At 55.6% G+C, this 15,780-nt stretch carries 14 protein-coding genes; 1 reads left to right on the top strand and 13 read right to left on the bottom strand.

From position 1 onward, the window contains the following. Positions 1 to 120: 120 nt before the first annotated feature. The 6 genes from AC3IX1_RS29150 to AC3IX1_RS29125 all read right to left on the bottom strand — a co-directional run bounded on the left by AC3IX1_RS29150 (position 121) and on the right by AC3IX1_RS29125 (position 4,003). Positions 121 to 633 carry a hypothetical protein gene (locus AC3IX1_RS29150; RefSeq protein ID WP_489388884.1) on the bottom strand — a complete coding sequence of 171 codons (513 nt, stop codon included), beginning with the start codon at positions 631 to 633 and terminating at the stop codon, positions 121 to 123. Between the two features lie 43 nt (positions 634 to 676). Then, positions 677 to 1,105: a hypothetical protein gene (locus AC3IX1_RS29145; protein WP_489388883.1), complete on the bottom strand. Its 429-nt coding sequence runs from the start codon at positions 1,103 to 1,105 to the stop codon at positions 677 to 679. A 130-nt stretch (positions 1,106 to 1,235) separates the two neighbouring features. After that, on the bottom strand, positions 1,236 to 1,982 hold the full coding sequence (locus AC3IX1_RS29140; RefSeq protein WP_489388882.1) for a hypothetical protein: 747 nt from the start codon (positions 1,980 to 1,982) through the stop codon (positions 1,236 to 1,238). A gap of 9 nt (positions 1,983 to 1,991) precedes the next feature. Further along, positions 1,992 to 2,399, bottom strand: coding sequence for a hypothetical protein (locus AC3IX1_RS29135; RefSeq protein WP_489388881.1), 408 nt, complete (start codon positions 2,397 to 2,399; stop codon positions 1,992 to 1,994). A 210-nt stretch (positions 2,400 to 2,609) separates the two neighbouring features. After that, a complete protein-coding gene (locus tag AC3IX1_RS29130) occupies positions 2,610 to 3,002 on the bottom strand; it encodes a DUF6957 family protein (protein ID WP_489388880.1) in 393 nt (130 codons plus the stop codon). A 362-nt stretch (positions 3,003 to 3,364) separates the two neighbouring features. Continuing rightward, positions 3,365 to 4,003 carry an antitoxin Xre/MbcA/ParS toxin-binding domain-containing protein gene (locus tag AC3IX1_RS29125; protein WP_489388879.1) on the bottom strand — a complete coding sequence of 213 codons (639 nt, stop codon included), beginning with the start codon at positions 4,001 to 4,003 and terminating at the stop codon, positions 3,365 to 3,367. A gap of 227 nt (positions 4,004 to 4,230) precedes the next feature. Here AC3IX1_RS29125 and AC3IX1_RS29120 point away from each other — a divergent pair, with 227 nt between their 5' ends. Beyond that, on the top strand, positions 4,231 to 4,779 hold the full coding sequence (locus AC3IX1_RS29120) for a 3'-5' exonuclease (protein ID WP_017341626.1): 549 nt from the start codon (positions 4,231 to 4,233) through the stop codon (positions 4,777 to 4,779). Positions 4,780 to 4,807: 28 nt separating this feature from the next. Here the strand turns inward: AC3IX1_RS29120 and AC3IX1_RS29115 are convergent, their stop codons facing one another. The 7 genes from AC3IX1_RS29115 to AC3IX1_RS29085 all read right to left on the bottom strand — a co-directional run bounded on the left by AC3IX1_RS29115 (position 4,808) and on the right by AC3IX1_RS29085 (position 15,704). Then, a complete protein-coding gene (locus AC3IX1_RS29115) occupies positions 4,808 to 5,290 on the bottom strand; it encodes a Mov34/MPN/PAD-1 family protein (RefSeq protein WP_489388878.1) in 483 nt (160 codons plus the stop codon). Next, on the bottom strand, positions 5,287 to 7,071 hold the full coding sequence (locus AC3IX1_RS29110; protein WP_489388877.1) for a HesA/MoeB/ThiF family protein: 1,785 nt from the start codon (positions 7,069 to 7,071) through the stop codon (positions 5,287 to 5,289). Before AC3IX1_RS29110 ends, AC3IX1_RS29115 begins: the two co-directional genes overlap by 4 nt. Beyond that, on the bottom strand, positions 7,055 to 8,305 hold the full coding sequence (locus tag AC3IX1_RS29105) for a nucleotidyltransferase domain-containing protein (protein ID WP_489388876.1): 1,251 nt from the start codon (positions 8,303 to 8,305) through the stop codon (positions 7,055 to 7,057). The genes AC3IX1_RS29110 and AC3IX1_RS29105 overlap by 17 nt, the downstream gene beginning before the upstream one ends. Then, positions 8,305 to 9,471 (bottom strand): SAVED domain-containing protein, encoded by a 1,167-nt coding sequence (locus AC3IX1_RS29100; RefSeq protein WP_019821280.1) that lies wholly within the window; start codon positions 9,469 to 9,471, stop codon positions 8,305 to 8,307. Before AC3IX1_RS29100 ends, AC3IX1_RS29105 begins: the two co-directional genes overlap by 1 nt. 355 nt (positions 9,472 to 9,826) lie before the next feature. Beyond that, complete coding sequence (locus AC3IX1_RS29095; RefSeq protein WP_489388875.1) at positions 9,827 to 12,970, bottom strand: efflux RND transporter permease subunit; 3,144 nt, start codon at positions 12,968 to 12,970, stop codon at positions 9,827 to 9,829. Further along, the gene (locus AC3IX1_RS29090) at positions 12,967 to 14,451 is read right to left on the bottom strand and encodes an efflux RND transporter periplasmic adaptor subunit (protein ID WP_489388874.1); all 1,485 of its coding nucleotides are present in this window, start codon (positions 14,449 to 14,451) and stop codon (positions 12,967 to 12,969) included. The genes AC3IX1_RS29095 and AC3IX1_RS29090 overlap by 4 nt, the downstream gene beginning before the upstream one ends. Then, on the bottom strand, positions 14,448 to 15,704 hold the full coding sequence (locus AC3IX1_RS29085; protein ID WP_489388873.1) for a TolC family protein: 1,257 nt from the start codon (positions 15,702 to 15,704) through the stop codon (positions 14,448 to 14,450). Before AC3IX1_RS29085 ends, AC3IX1_RS29090 begins: the two co-directional genes overlap by 4 nt. Between the last annotated feature and the right edge of the window lie 76 nt (positions 15,705 to 15,780).

The raw sequence follows: 15,780 nt of genomic DNA, 5'->3' as shown, positions 1-15,780 counted from the left end.
GGTCATTCCCTCGATCAGTGGACGCGAAAACCGCGCCCTGGTACTGCAAAAGGCCCTTTCGGGCTGATGGTGTGCAGCGATCTTTTCCTTGAACAGTTGCGTTGTTCGATACAACACCGCCTATTTGAGATTTGCCGTCATCGAATACCCATAAAAGGGAAGATCGCCGAGTGTTTGGTCGGCTCGAAAGATCTCCTCCCAAACGGTACAAATCTGGTGAAGAAATTGCAGCAGATCGACTTTCTCGTCATTGCTGAGAACGATTTCGAAGGATGGGTGAGACCGTTCTGAGCCTTCGATTGGCCCAAAAGGACCCAGCGCGACTCTCGTTTCAAGAACGTCGGTCAATACGGCTATCTTCTTTCGAGACTCGAAATGCTTAATCACATTGGCCATATCTGCGCATTCACCAAAATAGCCTTTGGCACCTGATCGCCATTTTTCGAAAGCTACTGATCTTTTAAGGTGCCCCTGGTGCTGCAATACCCAGTCTCTGAGAGCAGAGTTCGTTATGCAAAAATTTAGCAGGTGATCCGCCGCAGACTCGGCATCCTCAGCCGTCCAAGCTCTTCCTGCTTCGCGAAACAGTTTGAGTGCCATATCTCTAGGGGTATTCAAAGCTGCGATAGTCATACTTGAATTCCATTTCCTTGAAAGACATTTCGATCTTTCCTACCTACGGTTGAAGGAGCGAGTTTGCTAAATGCTCCCTGCGTTCTGACCAATAGAGCTGCATGCCCACATCACTGATCTGATCCAGCTCAATAATGTCAGTTTCGTTGAACATCCCGTGACCAGCCCCGGAGTCTATCAGCGCCTGAATCCGTGCTCGACGCTGGTTAAGCAGCTCAACACACGCTGCCTTGATAGTGATAGGTACGCCGATCACACACATGGTTTCGGCAAGAAGAAAGGTGACGATCATAAAAATACGCAGACGGTTTTTACTGCGAAAACGATCATCAGCCAACCCGACAATAGCGTGAGCACCAGAAGGGCTGTAACACACCTCATTGACTAGCTGTTGGTCATGACACTGGGCTTTCAACTCAGCAGCAACCCGTGCCAGAAGTGCGCGTCGTTTCAAATAGTTGAAAAACAGCATTCGTTTCCCTTGTCTTGAGCTTCACGGACGCAAAACCACGCCCTGGTACTGCATTTCTGCCGAAGCCCGCAACATTGGCGGGCAGAAGGGCAGAAGGGCAGCGGCTTTTCCGTTGCACATCGGAGAGCCCCTACTTCATGCAGTCGCGGCGAGATTCCGGGCTTACCTCGCAAATTTCCTTACCGTCTTTGCTCAGTTTCAAGAAGTACTCTACCCGTCCCTCTGCTTCGACGATCTTGGTACGTGAGACGACCACATCGCCAGGACCGTTGCTGATCGTTCCGAAGTAATGGCCATCTACGTAAACCACTCGACCGTTCGCGAAAAACTTTGCTCTCGGCGTCTCGCCATGCAGAAGGGCCACCATATCGAGAGTATAGATCGAGGACGAGTTCGCGCCGGTATGCGCCTCTATGTACGCCAAATTGCGCAGCTCGTCGTATCCTCCGATATGGAAGTCCTCGACCTTAAGCTCAGGGTCCATCGCAGTCGATACCAGGACGAGCCTTTGGATAGCATTTCCTTCTGCCTTGATCAGAACAATCGCTGCTTCTGGTTCTCCGCCGTCCGAGCGCGGCTTGTTTGCGGCAATCAGCGCGACGTTGCTCAGGGGATGAATACCGGATGTCATCGTCAGGCCTTGGCCGGCAGCCGCCTGGGACACGTCTTCTCCGAGGTAGCAGAGTCGGTCCCGGTATGTATTCAGGATATCAGCGGCAGGTCCGTGGAGCGGCATGTTGAGGCTTAGGCGACCCATGCGATCCAAGTGCTGATAGATAGAGGCACAATTCAGCGCCACCTTATCCGGCGAAGCCAAAAGTGGTCCAGGTGCTAGGACGGCGGCAGGGAGCAGGCAACAGGCGAGTGCTTTGAGCATGATTTTCCCTTAGAACGGCTCGCAGGTTCCGAAGAACACTCCGTCATTAATCATGAAGTTGAATGGCTTTCTTTTGCCCTCAACGAACTCCATCACATTCAATGCTGTTACCGACGTCCCAGGCATCCCCTGATCAGCGCTAAACACCGACACGACCTTGAAGGAATTCGCACTGTTTCCTCGATCAATAACAGTGGGCTTCGAATCAGTTGAGTTTTTCAGTGCACCTACGGTGATCCCAGATGCGCGGTCAACTGTGAATTGCTTCCCCACGATGTTATCGCTGAGCATTTTGTAGGATGGCCCGTCATCGCCTTGAGCCTGAGAGAAGCGCTCGATGGTGCATCGGTAGTCGTCACCGCCTTGCGAAGCATTGACGTTGCTCATAACCAGCAGGAGCATGGTTACCAACAACATAGTTTGACACAGCCCCTCTCGTAAATCGGGGCCTGTAGGATGATCCGGGATCCACACGACAGCAACATAGACTGACACAGACGGGTCGCACTTCAAATACGGGGCTCGATTGGTAACAACATAGATTGACACAACAGCGAGAGCGTTCATTCAGGCCGAAATATTATGTGAGCGCGACCGGTCACTCACCTGTGCGGAAATAGTCTTTTTTCAGCACAGGCTCAGTGCGATGTCTAAATCCGTGCGCAACCTTCGACCAGTCCCCATCAGCACATAAACTGTGTTTTTTGTTCGAAATAAGCAGTCATGGGTGAAGGAAACACCCAGCGTTGTTCGGACCCAATCACCAGGCGGGAAGCGGCCTTTACTGTCTTGGATAACGGTCAAAGCGTAAACGAGAGCAGGAATTAGCTGTCTATCCGTAATGGCTTTTCGCTGACGTGTTGGAATGTCGAGATCCAATATTGCCCAATCAGCAACAAGACAATAGGCATGGGAAGGAAAATGCAGACTGGCGAGGGCCACAGCATCTGAGGTGGTGAGTTGGCACCCATCTATTTTCTCACCCGCAGAAAGCACTGAGACAAAATCTGCCAGATTCATCTGTACCTCCGGCCGATCAAAAAAACGATTCGAACGAGAAGCATAAATCAGCTTAGCTCCCATCGACACACGAGGTTCCGATGCCGAAGACTGGGCCATTTCACAGCTGGTCCGTCTTCTCCCCTCATCCCACTGAACGGGATGATTTCTATCTAGCTGTCACCGGATAAAGTGGGTTTTCGCCAGTACCCAGCTATGCCATTGCCGTGCGTGAACCCTACCTAGCGGTAGGTGCCAATGTGGGTGAAACCTAGTGCTTCATGGATGCCCGTGCATGTCGTATTCGGCAAGGCGACGCCGGTATAGGCGCATGAAATCCATGTTACTCAAGGAGCGGTAGAAGCCGTTTGGCTGCGGCTGAATCAAAATGACATGCCCTCAGACACTTGAATCAGCATTTCTTCGACTAGATGTGTGCCAAAGGTTGTAGTGACCATCGCCGATGGGCTTTCTCCCAAAAAACGGGCTTTGGGTTTGGAAAGCCATTGTTTGGCCTTCCCTTTGTCACCGAAGATCACCTCGGCCATGGCGGTAATATGTGCAAACCGGAACAGGCGATCGCTCTCATGCAACGTTAAAAGCTGATTGGCTGACAGTTTTGTTTTGAGCGTTTTGGGTTGAATGATTCTGTCGCGTTCTTCGTCGCTGAGGGTTCCATCATCACAAAGCATTTTGATCAGGCTGACCGAGAAGCCAGCTACTATCATGTCGTGAATGTCCAGATCCGAAGCATTGACAGAGATATGAAGAAGCGTCTCCAGACGCATGCGGTAAGCATGATAGACATCCTGACGCAGGACGCCAGCAAACATGGGCCGCACTGATGTTGCGTTGCTCACGGGCGTCAGGACTAATGTGCCATTCACTACCGTTAGCTCCATGTCGTCCCCAACACCTAACCTCATTTGGTCAAGCAACTCTTGAGGCAGATCAATGATGATGTCGCCAGTACCGTCCTCAGTTTTCTGGCATTTTACTATCCAGCGCTCAGTTTCACTCATGATCGTCCGGCCCTCATCCGCCATCAGAGAATGACACACATCATTATGCTTGGGCCCAGAGCTGACCAAAGGAACGCGCAATCCGCTGGTAGACAGGCACTGCCGCTGCTCGAACGCCGGATAGCGAGTGAAACAGCAAAAAATGGGGCAATGACTATACCTGCCTTTCCACCTTCACATGGCTAAGAGCCTGAGCGTGATCAGGTAACTACACTAAAGGATATGACATGCACCCTGATGAGCTTTATGTTTCCGTCGACGTCGAGACTTCTGGGCCTATACCAGGCGAATACAGTCTGCTTTCCATTGGAGCCTGTCTTGTAGCCCAACCTGTAACGTCCATCTATCTTGAACTACGACCTGACAGTCCAAAACACGACCCGGAAGCACTGGCAGTATCGGGGCTGAGTCTGGAGAAGCTGGAGCGCGAGGGCCTCGCTCCGCAACAGGCGATGCTGACATTTGATCAATGGCTGAAATCGTCCTGCCAACCGGGGCAAAAGGTCATTTTCGTAGGACTCAATGCACCGTTTGACTGGTCATTCGTCAATTACTACTTCCACAAATACCTGGAAACCAACCCCTTTGGTTTTACCGCTATCGACATGAAGGCCTACTTTATGGGCGCTGTAGGTTGCAGCTGGCAGGAAACAAAATCATCCAAAATGACCGCTGCGCTGAAGCCACTCAGCGAACCGAACCATAACGCATTGGATGATGCCCGCTTTCAGGCAGAGCTCTTCGCACTAATGCTAGCGGGTAAAGGTAAACGCTGACCTACCTTCCACCGCACTGACTCGAAGCTCATCTGACCCAGGTTGCCTCAACATATCTGCCGTCCCTGAACGACCACGCCTTGATACCTTCTGGTTTTTCGGACTTGCCGACAATAACGGCTATTGGGTGCGGCAGATCCTGCGTGTAACGTGCAGCAAATTTGGAGAAACTTCCGATGTCTGCCGGAGAGATCACCGGAACGGATTGGGGATGCGTATGCCAATAGCCCACCAGACGTAACCCTTGTTCGTTGGCAGCCTGGATTTCCTGACGGCACCGCTCCGCATCCAACTCTAGCCAAGACCAGCCTGACCGATCGGCGCGATGAGGCAACGTGGCCAAGGCCAGCAGCAACCCTTTCGGATCAACCGGGTTGACAAATAACTGTCCCCCTCGCTCCACGCCAAAAAGGCCCTGCCGATGACTATCCAAGATGTCCGCGACAGCTTGGGACACCAATAGCTCGGAATTCACCTCCGGCCATCGCCAGCGCCATGCGATATCCGTCATACCGTTTCGTCCTTATCTTCCGGCCATCCGCGCTCGAGTAAGATTTGCTGCGCTCCCTCTGGCAGTTTGGGACCATGGTATTGGCCTCCTAGGCTCAGAACATCTTCAGGCCTGTAGATACTGCTGACCCAAGATGCAGTGGCGATGTTGCCGGTCAATGCGCGTAAGGCCGTGTGCGACACCATAGAGGCGATATTGGTCATTCCCAGCGAGCCGCCTGGGATAAAGCTCTCGCCACACGCGGGCAGTGGAACAACACCGCCTCCCGGCCACTCTGTAAATCTATGCAGAAAATCGCCGACGTCCGTGAACAACTGACGGCCATCAAAGGTGCCGGCTGGTGCGAATAGCGCATGGCCTACCTGGGTATACGGTTCGCTCCAGGCTTGTAAAAGCCCCCAAGGAGCGCCGCTTGATTTGGCTCGCCATACAGTGACCTCCGACAGCCAGTCTGCTGTCGTGATCACCACCAGATCTGCGTTATCAAACACTTCTGGTTTGCTGCTCATCACCACTTCGGCAAAAGTCGCATAAGCGGTGCATTCTGTCGTCGGAAGATCTAACAGAATCTTGTCCCTCAACGCGGAGGCTTTCAGTCTACCTAGGCTATCCGCTCCCAGAACGTGCCTCCCCAGATTGGCTGACACCAAAGTGTCAGGATCGATGAGGGTAAGGTGGCCGACACCGGATCGTGCCAATTGTATTGCCACCGCACTGCCTAACGAGCCAACGCCAACACAAACGACTCGAGCATTTTCAAGGTGCTGTGCAGTACCGCTTATATCGCGGGACAGAATGGACGCTCGATCAAGCACGTCCAGGGCAGTTGCTCGGACGAGCGCCGGAGGATGTGCATTTGCGATAGCTGGCCGACGGCGCGCTGTACGCAAGCCAAACTTTGCCCCCCGCTCCTGCTGTACGCCGAGCGAGCGCACATTGAGGCAATATGTTGGAGCATCTGCCCCTCCTGGAAGCTCCAGAACAATCCATCGACTCGCCAACGTTCCATGCAGCTCAAACCATGCCAGCAATTGCTCGGCATCGTCTGGTTGAAGGTGTGGCGTGAGCCACAGCAATAAATCTTCCGGATCCGGGGTGCGGATATCCGGATAAGTCTGAAGCTTTACGTAAAAACCGGGAGTTTCGGCCGCGCGAATGACAGCGGAGCGCCCGACAACCCGTCGGTAATGCCCTTTGAGTGCAGCTACGTTCGATGCTAACCAAACCGTTTCCTGACCGGATGGCACAGCTCGGCGCGGATCGCTGAGCGCAAACAACTGCGAGGCAGCCTGAGGTCGATCCAACAGTAAGAGGTTCTGGAATGACTGACCGTGCTGAAACGACCAGTAGGTAGTGATCTCATTCTGAAATTCAATATCGCGCGTTGCCTGGCTTGATCCCTTCTTGGACAACGAAACGATCTGGGCCAAGCGAGCAAGGCTGTCCTCTACCACGACCTCCGGGGAGCCCATGATGGGGCGTTCCTGAAAGCCATGAAGGCAAAGCCCCGACTTGGTGGCATGCGGCCAAACCAGCCATGGAGAGGGTTCGACGTTCAGCCGCAAGAGCCCACGGGGAAAGTTGGAGGGGAAACCAATGCGCAGTCGCCGCTCCTGCCCCGTGTAATCGATGGGCAAGGGGAAGTGAAAGCACGCCGCTTCGTCAGCCCGCATGGGTGCGGGCTGGAGCAATGCATCGGCAGCATCCTGACCTAGGGTGTTTCGCAGTGCGGCGATTCCGCGCTGCAATGGCGTCTTAATAGGATCAGCCAAGGCGTCCAACTGGCTTTACGCTCGACTGAGAGGTTCCGCCACCGCTGGCCCCTCCGAAGAGCGAACCCATCGAAGCAGAGTTTCGAGTAGTGCCATCCGGTCGGCCGGGCATCGTCCAATTCGCAGGGATTTCATTGTTCACTGCCGTGATGAACGCCGGCGCAATACCGAAATTCTTTTTCACTGCCTCGGCAAAGGAATCATTGGACTCAAAACTTTCCAAACCTAATGACACAGATGCACTGGCGTCCGCATGCCACTTGGCGAATGCCTGACGATAGCCTTGCCCCTCGCTCGGTCGATTCCACTTTTCTGCAAAGTTTTCGCCGTTATCGGCAGGGTTGCAGACAAAGCAATCGTTACCTCTATGCGCGATGTGCTGCGGCATTCTGCGGACGATTTCCAAAATTGCATCGAGCGGAGCCAAAGGCTTGGACTGCGATTCCTTCACGACATCCAGGTATGCGTGAGTGGCCAGGGTGGTGATGACCGCAGATATGGGGCGAGTATCAGAGCTCCTTGTGTTGATGGCCCATTCATCGCGATGCCGCTTGAGCAGCTTTATGGTCGCACGCAGGGGATCTTGATCGATGTAATCCTGATAATGCGGCAATGGATCTTGTGTCGCGGCATCGAGCATCCGCTGGCTTTTGGCAACTACCAAGCTTTCCAGAGAGATTTCCTGGGCAGAAGCAACCTGTAACCAATTCGAGTAAGGGATAGGGCTGCTTGCTTTCCACCCTGTGACCCGATCCGGAACCTCCAGCTTACCTTCGCCGTTTGCTTCGCCATTTCCGTTGATCGCGCGGGCAGGCGTGACATCGATGTGGAAACCTGGATTTTCGTCGGCATAAACGATCCGGATGCCACGACGTAATTGCTTAACTTCTTCTTGAACGCGGGAGCCTTCCCTAAAACGCTGCTCAATCGCTTCTAGAACTTCCTTTGCACCAGCGCCCTGAGCGTGAGGAAGCCAAATAATTGCGTCCGCATCAATGGTGTCAAGATCCGCAGGCGCGCCGGGGATTGGCTTGATGGTCGTTTTCAGCCGCATCGAGCCTTGAACGAAAATATGGGCTTCAGCGAGCAGCGGGTTGTCGGAAGCCGAGAGGATTTTTTCCAGTTGGGAGTAGCGGTCATTGATTTTTTCGTACTGCGCTTCCGACAGCGAGATTTCCCGCGCGGCGCGAAGCAGAAAATATTCCCAACTGCTGCGCTTGGTCTGTTCGTTGCTCAAAAGCATTACATAGCCTCCTGGGCCACGGGACCCAATTGCAGTGTTTGCGTAAACCGATCTTGGTTTTCTTTGTCCCGATCGAAGATCAGGTATGTATGTTGATGCTGTGTTGTGAGCAACGCGCCAAACTCGATGGCCAATGCCGCAGGAATGGCGGCGAAGACGTGGATAGGGTCAGGAGTCAGAGCCTCAAGCTGGCTCAGTCGTATTTGAAGTGCGTCGCGAAAGGCATGAATCACCCGACGGTTCTGTACCATCGCGTAGCTTGGTTCTGGGATCGACAGCTCTGCAATACGTGCACCGGGTAGAGCGTCGGTCACGTCGCGAACTGGAACTTGCGCAGAAATGGAGAGCACCAACGCCAGTGGGCCATCGCCGTTGGGTGGAGGCGTAAACAGAAAACTAGGCGGCTCAGCAGACTGATCGGGCCAGCGCAAAAGATGCTCGCGGTGAAAAGAGAAGATCAAGCGTTTGGAACGGTCGCCGATACTCTGGCCCAACATCATCAAGGCCGGAATGTCGGCCAAGCCGACTACTGCTAGCGCGGGCGAATCGCCATAAGTGCCGCCACGACGCTTGAGTTGCTGCTCCAGCTCATACTGGACGCTGTCTTTGACGTTCTGCCAATAGGTAGTGTCCCTGCCACGTGGTCCGGGTGCAGCGAAGGCGATTTTGATGCCTTGATCGAAGGCGGTTAATCCCTCGGCGGACATCGCAGTCAATAGATCGCGAACGGGGATATCGTTGATCGTCTGAAAATGCTGACTCTGGACGATGAGAGGAATGGCTCTGCCACCATCGGGGGTCGTTGCGGCGAGTCGGATGCGTTCCAGGTACGCTTGGTGTAAACCACTCAAATCATTTTCAGGATACCCATCTGCGTCACGATCAATTTTGTCATGACAACCTGGGCACAGGAGCATCAGATTAGCGGTATCGTTTGTGTGCGCCTCAGCATCATGATCCGCGCGTCCCCGAGGGCCTTTGGGACTGGCGGGCAGGATATGCGCCACTTCGCCCCATTTCATTGGCTTGCCGGCACGATAATCGAACGTCAGATCCGTGCCGCACAGTTCACAATGACCAGCGGTCTGTGTCCATACGATCCGCTTCGTCTCATCATTTGTGTTGAAGCGCCCGCTTGCGGGCTTAGCGTCTTCTTGTTCTGCCATTCCGACCTACCCCCGAGAAACATCCATGATTGAAAACGATGATGGCAAGATAAGATCATATTAGGGTCATTTGCCTCGATTTCAAGAGAGATCTAAGGGTGACGAATGCTGAGTCGGCTATAAGCAGGATGCTGTTTGTGGCTCATCGAAACGGAGTGGTCGCAGCGTTCGTTTTTCTGGCAAGTGCTGGTGGGTAATGGCACTGGCCACAGCGTATGTATCGAAATTAGCGAGTTTATGCAAAAGACATAAACTTGCTAATTTCGATACATACCGCGCGTAGGACTGATGAAAACGGGCTGTGCAGCTCAAACGAGGCTGCAAGCGCAGCCCCTTTTGTATGCATTTTTACGCGTCAGTGCTTGCCAGGCTCAACGGACAAGTGTCGACGACGCATGAGGTGATAGGCCGCCGGGATCACAAACAGCGATAGCAAGGGCGCCGTAACCATACCTCCAATCATCGGGGCGGCAATGCGGCTCATCACCTCGCTGCCGGTACCGCTTCCCAAAAGTATTGGTAACAAACCAGCGATAACCACCGCAACGGTCATGGCCTTGGGTCGAACGCGCTGCACAGCGCCTTCACGAATCGCCGCGACCAGACCGCGCTCAGTGCTGTCGCCGAGGTCTTCACGTTCGGCCCAGGCGTTCTTCAGGTAGAGCAGCATGATCACGCCAAACTCGGCGGAAACACCGGCCAAGGCAATAAAGCCGACCCCGGTGGCGACCGACAGGTTGAACCCCAACAGATAGAGGAACCATGCCCCGCCAGTCAGGGCGAATGGCAGAGTGGCCATGATCAGCAGGGCCTCGTCGAAGCGGGCAAAAGTCAGGTAAAGCAACACGAAGATGATCAACAGCGTGGCAGGCACCACCAGTTTGAGTCGTGCGTTCGCCCTTTCGAGAAACTCGAACTGCCCCGAGTAGCTCAGGCTCATGCCGGGCTGCAACTTGACCTGCTCGTTGACCACCCTGCGTAGATCGGCGACTACCGAGGCAATGTCCCGGCCACGCACGTCGATGTAAACCCAACCAGAGGGTCGTGCGTTCTCGCTCTTGAGCATCGGTGGACCGTCCGTGACTTTGACCTTCGCCACTGTGCCGAGGGTGATCTGGCTACCTAGCGGGGTATAGATCGGCAATTGCTCCAAGGCACCGAGCGAGTCACGCCACTCCCGTGGATAACGCACGTTGATCGGGAAGCGTGCGAGCCCTTCAATGGTCTCACCGACATTTTCACCGCCGATAGCGCCGGCCACGATCGACTGCACATCGGCGATATTCAGTCCGTAGCGGGCGGCGGCTTTGCGGTCGATATCCACATCGATATAGCGACCACCGGTCAGTCGCTCGGCCAGAGCCGAACTGACACCGGGTACGCCCTTGGCCACTCGCTCGACCGCCTGAGTCGCGGCATCGATCTCCGTCAGGTTGGTGCCGGCAACTTTCACCCCAATAGGACTCTTGATCCCCGTAGCCAGCATGTCGATTCGGTTGCGAATCGGTGGTATCCAGATATTGGTCAGCCCAGGAACTCGCACTACTCGATCCAGCTCTTCCACTAGCTTTTCCTGAGTCATGCCTGGGCGCCATTGCTCCTGTGGCTTGAACTGGATGGTGGTTTCGAACATCTCCAACGGCGCCGGGTCGGTGGCAGTTTCAGCACGACCGGCTTTACCAAAGACATGTTCGACCTCCGGCACGGTCTTGATCAGGCGGTCGGTCTGTTGCAGCAGTTGCGCGGCCTTCTGCGCCGACAATCCCGGCAGAGCCGAAGGCATATAGAGCAGGTCGCCCTCGTCCAACGGCGGAAGAAACTCGCCACCCAAGCGCGACATTGGCCAAAGTGCGCTGATAAAAACCAGCAACGCGACCAGCAGCGTGATCTTCGGTCGTCTCAAGACTGCATCCAGAGCCGGCTGATAGATCCGGATGAGCCAGCGGTTCAACGGGTTCTGTTGTTCACTGGGAATTCGTCCCCGAATCCAGTAGCCCATCAACACCGGCACCAAGGTCACTGACAATCCCGCCGCTGCGGCCATGGCGTAGGTCTTGGTGAAAGCCAGCGGGCCGAATAGCCGCCCCTCTTGCGCTTGCAGGGTGAACACCGGAATGAACGATAGGGTGATGATCAACAAACAGAAGAACAGTGCTGGTCCTACCTCCGCTGCCGCTTCAGTCATCACGTGCCAATGACGTTCACCTTTCAGTTCCTCCCCAGGATTGGCCACGTGCCAGGCCTCAACCTTCTTGTGCGCGTTTTCAATCATCACCACGGCAGCGTCGACCATGGCGCCGATGGCGATGGCTATCCCGCCCAGGGACATGATGTTGGCGTTGATCCCTTGATAGCGCATCACGATGAAGGCGATCAGCACCCCCACCGGCAGGGAGATGATTGCCACCAGAGATGAACGCAGGTGCCAGAGGAAGATGCCACACACCAACGCCACGACGATGAACTCTTCGATTAGCTTGTGGCTGAGATTTTCCACCGCGCGGTCGATCAGCTTGCTGCGGTCGTAGGTGGTGACGATTTCCACTCCCGCCGGCAAGCTGCTTTTCAACTCGTCGAGTTTGGTCTTGACCGCCGCAATGGTTTCGCGAGCGTTCTTGCCGCTGCGCAGAATTACCACACCGCCAACCGTCTCGCCTTCGCCGTCGAGTTCGGTGATGCCACGCCGCATTTCCGGACCCAACTGGATCGTGGCGACATCGCCAAGGGTCACCGGCACACCGCCCGATCCCAGCTTGAGTGGGATCGCCCGAAAATCATTGAGCGTTTTCAAGTAGCCGGAAGCCCGCACAATGAACTCGGTCTCTGCCATCTCTAGGACGGCGCCGCCGGTTTCCTGATTGGCCTTGCCGATCGCTTCGGTCACCTCGGCCTGCGTGATACCGAGGCTGGCCAATTTGAGTGGATCAAGCTGCACCTGGTACTGCTTGACCATCCCACCCACGGTGGCCACCTCGGCAACGTTGGGCAGAGTCTTGAGTTCGAACTTGAGGAACCAATCCTGAAGTGCACGAAGTTGCGCCAGATCGTGTCCGCCACTGCGATCTACCAGCGCGTACTGGAAAATCCAGCCAACGCCTGTCGCATCTGGCCCCAACGCCGGTTTGGCGCTGGCCGGCAAGCGACTTTGTATTTGGCTCAGGTACTCCAACACCCGCGAGCGGGCCCAATACAAGTCAGTACCGTCTTCGAACAGGACATAGACAAAGCTGTCACCAAAGAAGGAGTAACCGCGCACCGTCTTGGCGCCAGGCACCGAAAGCATGGTGGTGGCCAACGGATAGGTCACCTGGTTCTCGACGATCTGCGGTGCCTGTCCCGGATACGGGGTGCGAATGATCACCTGAACATCGGAGAGATCCGGCAGCGCATCGATGGGCGTGCTCTGCACCGACCAGATGCCCCAAGCCGTGACAAACAGTGTCGCCAGTAGCACCAGGAATCGGTTGGCTACTGACCAACGAATCAGGGCAGCAATCATAGCTGGCCCCCTGATTTCTCTAGACGCTCAACACGCAAGCCATCGTCGGTTTGACTCACTGCAATCCGGACCTTGTCGCCCGTTTTGAGGCCCTGCATCAGCTCCGGATTGGCGAGCGGGAACGTCATCGTCATGCCAGGCATGCCCAGCGTTTTGAAGGGGCCATGGGCGAGTGTGACTTCTTTGTCGTTGATCTCAACGATCTGCCCATCCGCCTCATGAAAACTGGAGGCTGCTGCATTGGTTGGTGACTGTTCCTCTGAGTTTGCAACGATGCCCTTAAGACTGGCCTCCGAGTCGAGCAGGAACTGGCCAGAGGTAACCACCTTCTGGCCCTCTTCCAGACCTTTCAAGATCGCCGTCTTGCCATCGTTTTCCTGCCCGATCAACACTTCAACAGGACGATAGCGGCCAGCGTCTTCAGCGAGCATCACCAGAGCACGTCGACCGGTGCGAATGACGGCCTCGCTCGGCACCCACAACACACTTTGCTCCGTTGAACGATTGAGGCTCACTCGTGCGGTCATACCCGGCCTGAGACGGCCTTCTGGGTTAGGTAACTCGACGCGTACGCGAAGGGTGCGGCTATCCGGATTGGTTTCCGGAAGAATCGCGCTGACGACGCCCTTGAGCACAACCCCAGGGAACGCGGGCAAACGCGCCTCTGCCGCTTGCCCCATGAGGATCGATCCAGATTCCGTCTCCGGAACGGCCAGGGCCAGCCAGACGCTACTCAAACCATTAACGCGTGCCAGTGTCTCGCCGGCGGCCACCGTCATACCCTCGCGCACATTGAGCTCTTGCAGCACACCACTAATAGGGCTGGTGAGGGTCAGGTTTGTTTGGACTTTGCCACTGCGCTCTACTTGAGCAATTGATGCCGCCGGCATCCCGGTAAGCCGCAAGCGCTGGCGAGCCGCTGCCAGCAAGCCCGCATCGCCACTGCGCTTGAGTGCGAGAAACTCCTCCTGAGCCGCAGCCCACTCAGGTACAAGGATATCCGCCATGGCGGCATTGGCTTTGATCACGTCGCCAGGAGCATGGGCATACACGCGCTCGACGAAACCCGCCGTACGGGCTTGAATGACGGCGACGTCCCGTTCGTTGAAAGCCAACACACCGACAACGTCCAGACTCGAAGCAAACACACCTCGACTGACGGTAGCCAGTCGCACACCGAGATTCTGAGTCAGGCTTGGATCAATGCGAACGACTGCGCTGTCCCCTTTGATGTCGGCGTACTGAGGGACCAACTGCATGTCCATGAAGGGCGACTTACCCGGCTTATCGAACTTTTGCTGCGGGGACATAGGGTCGTACCAATACAGCACTTTGCGTTCGTCCAGAGAGGGTAGGCTCTGCTCCGGGGCTGCACCGGGTACTTCGCTCATGCCCTGCTGAGCGAACCAGTAACCACCGGCAACACCCAATACCAGCGAGAGGCCTACCGGCAATGCCCCGTTCCACTTTCTAAGGTTCATTGGCTGGACTCCCCGTAAGCAAAATACAGACGCGCACTGGTCAGCGCTCGCTGCTCTTCCACGTCGATCTGTTTGAGGCGGGCTTCGATGAGCTCACGTCGAGCGGCCACGACGGAGCTCAAATCGCCTTTGCCGGCGCGGTAGCTGGCCATGCTGAGCTCGACCTTTTCCTTGGCCAAGGGCAACAGACTGTCCTGGGTTCGATGGACGGCACGATTCAAGCGTTCATAGTCGGCCAGCTCGTCCTCCAGTTGCTGGGTGTGCTCGCGTGACAGGGCTTCCCGCTCGGCCTCTAGCTGGTTGAGTTCAGCGTGCTTGGCCGCAATTTTGGGGTTTTGCCGAGAGTCAGGAAACAGTGGTAGATCCCAGGAAAATTGCACGCTGACCATGTCGCCGAACTGTCGGCCGCGATTCTGATAGTCGACTTCCCAGCTCCAATCCGACTGTTTTTCCGCTTCGGCTTCACGGACCTTGGCTTGCGCTTCGCGGGTCATTGGCGCAAACGCTGCCAATTCTGGGTGATGTTGCAGCTTATGAGAGTAACCAGATGCGTCGACAGGCCATTCAGGCAAGCTACCCACAGGTTTGTCGTTGGCGGCTGGTCCAATCCAGCGCTTCAGGGCCGCTCGGGCCTGCGCTCTCTGGCGAATCAGATCGTCCTGCTGCTCTTCCAGTTGTGCCGCTTCCTGTTTGGGCGTTACTGCATCAGCAGGTTGAGCGCGGCCGCCGGCAATTTGTGCCCGGACGGTATCGGCCAGCAGACGGTTTTCTTTGTAGAAGTCCTGAAACAGCGTGTCTTTGCGCTCAACCGAGTAGCTGTTGATCCAGGCCAACGCCGTGGCCTGACGAACCTTTAGACGTTCGACCCGGCGCTCAGCGGCTGCGCGGTCAATGGCCGCATCAGCGACCTCGACTCGGGCTTTGCGCTTGGCGCTGTTGGGCATCTCCTGACTGACTCCGACCATTCGCATAGTCATGAAGTCCTGGTCGATGCTCCAGCGATCCGGGCCCCCAATGGGGTAGTTCTGTACGCCTAGCAGCAACTTGGGATCGGGTAGTTCACCAGCGGGGATGGCCGCACTACTGGCAGCCTGAATTTTCGCGTCTTGTGCAGTCAGCGACGGCGCATTGTTTTCAGCCAGCTGCAAAGCTTCATCGAGTGTCAATGCGGCAGCGAGACTCGGCAATGCCAGTACGCTTGCCGCCAGGCCGGCCACGAGGGACCACCCTGTGCAATAGCACTTGGAGTTCATGTTCACGATTCCTGTGATGATCCACTGCGCGCTTCTTCAGACATGCACGCAGATATGCCATCCCGCTAACGCGGAA

This window comes from Pseudomonas sp. KH_046_2, from assembly GCF_057838985.1.
The sequence above is the reverse complement of the archived record's forward strand: the minus strand, read 5'-3'. Positions and strand labels throughout refer to the sequence as shown.

What these genes read in the sequence shown, in the direction of transcription:
- AC3IX1_RS29150 (WP_489388884.1), bottom strand. Translation starts at nt 633, where the DNA reads ATGACTATCGCAGCTTTGAATACCCCTAGAGATATGGCACTCAAACTG.
- AC3IX1_RS29145 (WP_489388883.1), bottom strand. Translation starts at nt 1,105, where the DNA reads ATGCTGTTTTTCAACTATTTGAAACGACGCGCACTTCTGGCACGGGTT.
- AC3IX1_RS29140 (WP_489388882.1), bottom strand. Translation starts at nt 1,982, where the DNA reads ATGCTCAAAGCACTCGCCTGTTGCCTGCTCCCTGCCGCCGTCCTAGCA.
- AC3IX1_RS29135 (WP_489388881.1), bottom strand. Translation starts at nt 2,399, where the DNA reads ATGTTGTTGGTAACCATGCTCCTGCTGGTTATGAGCAACGTCAATGCT.
- AC3IX1_RS29130 (WP_489388880.1), bottom strand. Translation starts at nt 3,002, where the DNA reads ATGAATCTGGCAGATTTTGTCTCAGTGCTTTCTGCGGGTGAGAAAATA.
- AC3IX1_RS29125 (WP_489388879.1), bottom strand. Translation starts at nt 4,003, where the DNA reads ATGAGTGAAACTGAGCGCTGGATAGTAAAATGCCAGAAAACTGAGGAC.
- AC3IX1_RS29120 (WP_017341626.1), top strand. Translation starts at nt 4,231, where the DNA reads ATGCACCCTGATGAGCTTTATGTTTCCGTCGACGTCGAGACTTCTGGG.
- AC3IX1_RS29115 (WP_489388878.1), bottom strand. Translation starts at nt 5,290, where the DNA reads ATGACGGATATCGCATGGCGCTGGCGATGGCCGGAGGTGAATTCCGAG.
- AC3IX1_RS29105 (WP_489388876.1), bottom strand. Translation starts at nt 8,305, where the DNA reads ATGCTTTTGAGCAACGAACAGACCAAGCGCAGCAGTTGGGAATATTTT.
- AC3IX1_RS29100 (WP_019821280.1), bottom strand. Translation starts at nt 9,471, where the DNA reads ATGGCAGAACAAGAAGACGCTAAGCCCGCAAGCGGGCGCTTCAACACA.
- AC3IX1_RS29095 (WP_489388875.1), bottom strand. Translation starts at nt 12,970, where the DNA reads ATGATTGCTGCCCTGATTCGTTGGTCAGTAGCCAACCGATTCCTGGTG.
- AC3IX1_RS29090 (WP_489388874.1), bottom strand. Translation starts at nt 14,451, where the DNA reads ATGAACCTTAGAAAGTGGAACGGGGCATTGCCGGTAGGCCTCTCGCTG.
- AC3IX1_RS29085 (WP_489388873.1), bottom strand. Translation starts at nt 15,704, where the DNA reads ATGAACTCCAAGTGCTATTGCACAGGGTGGTCCCTCGTGGCCGGCCTG.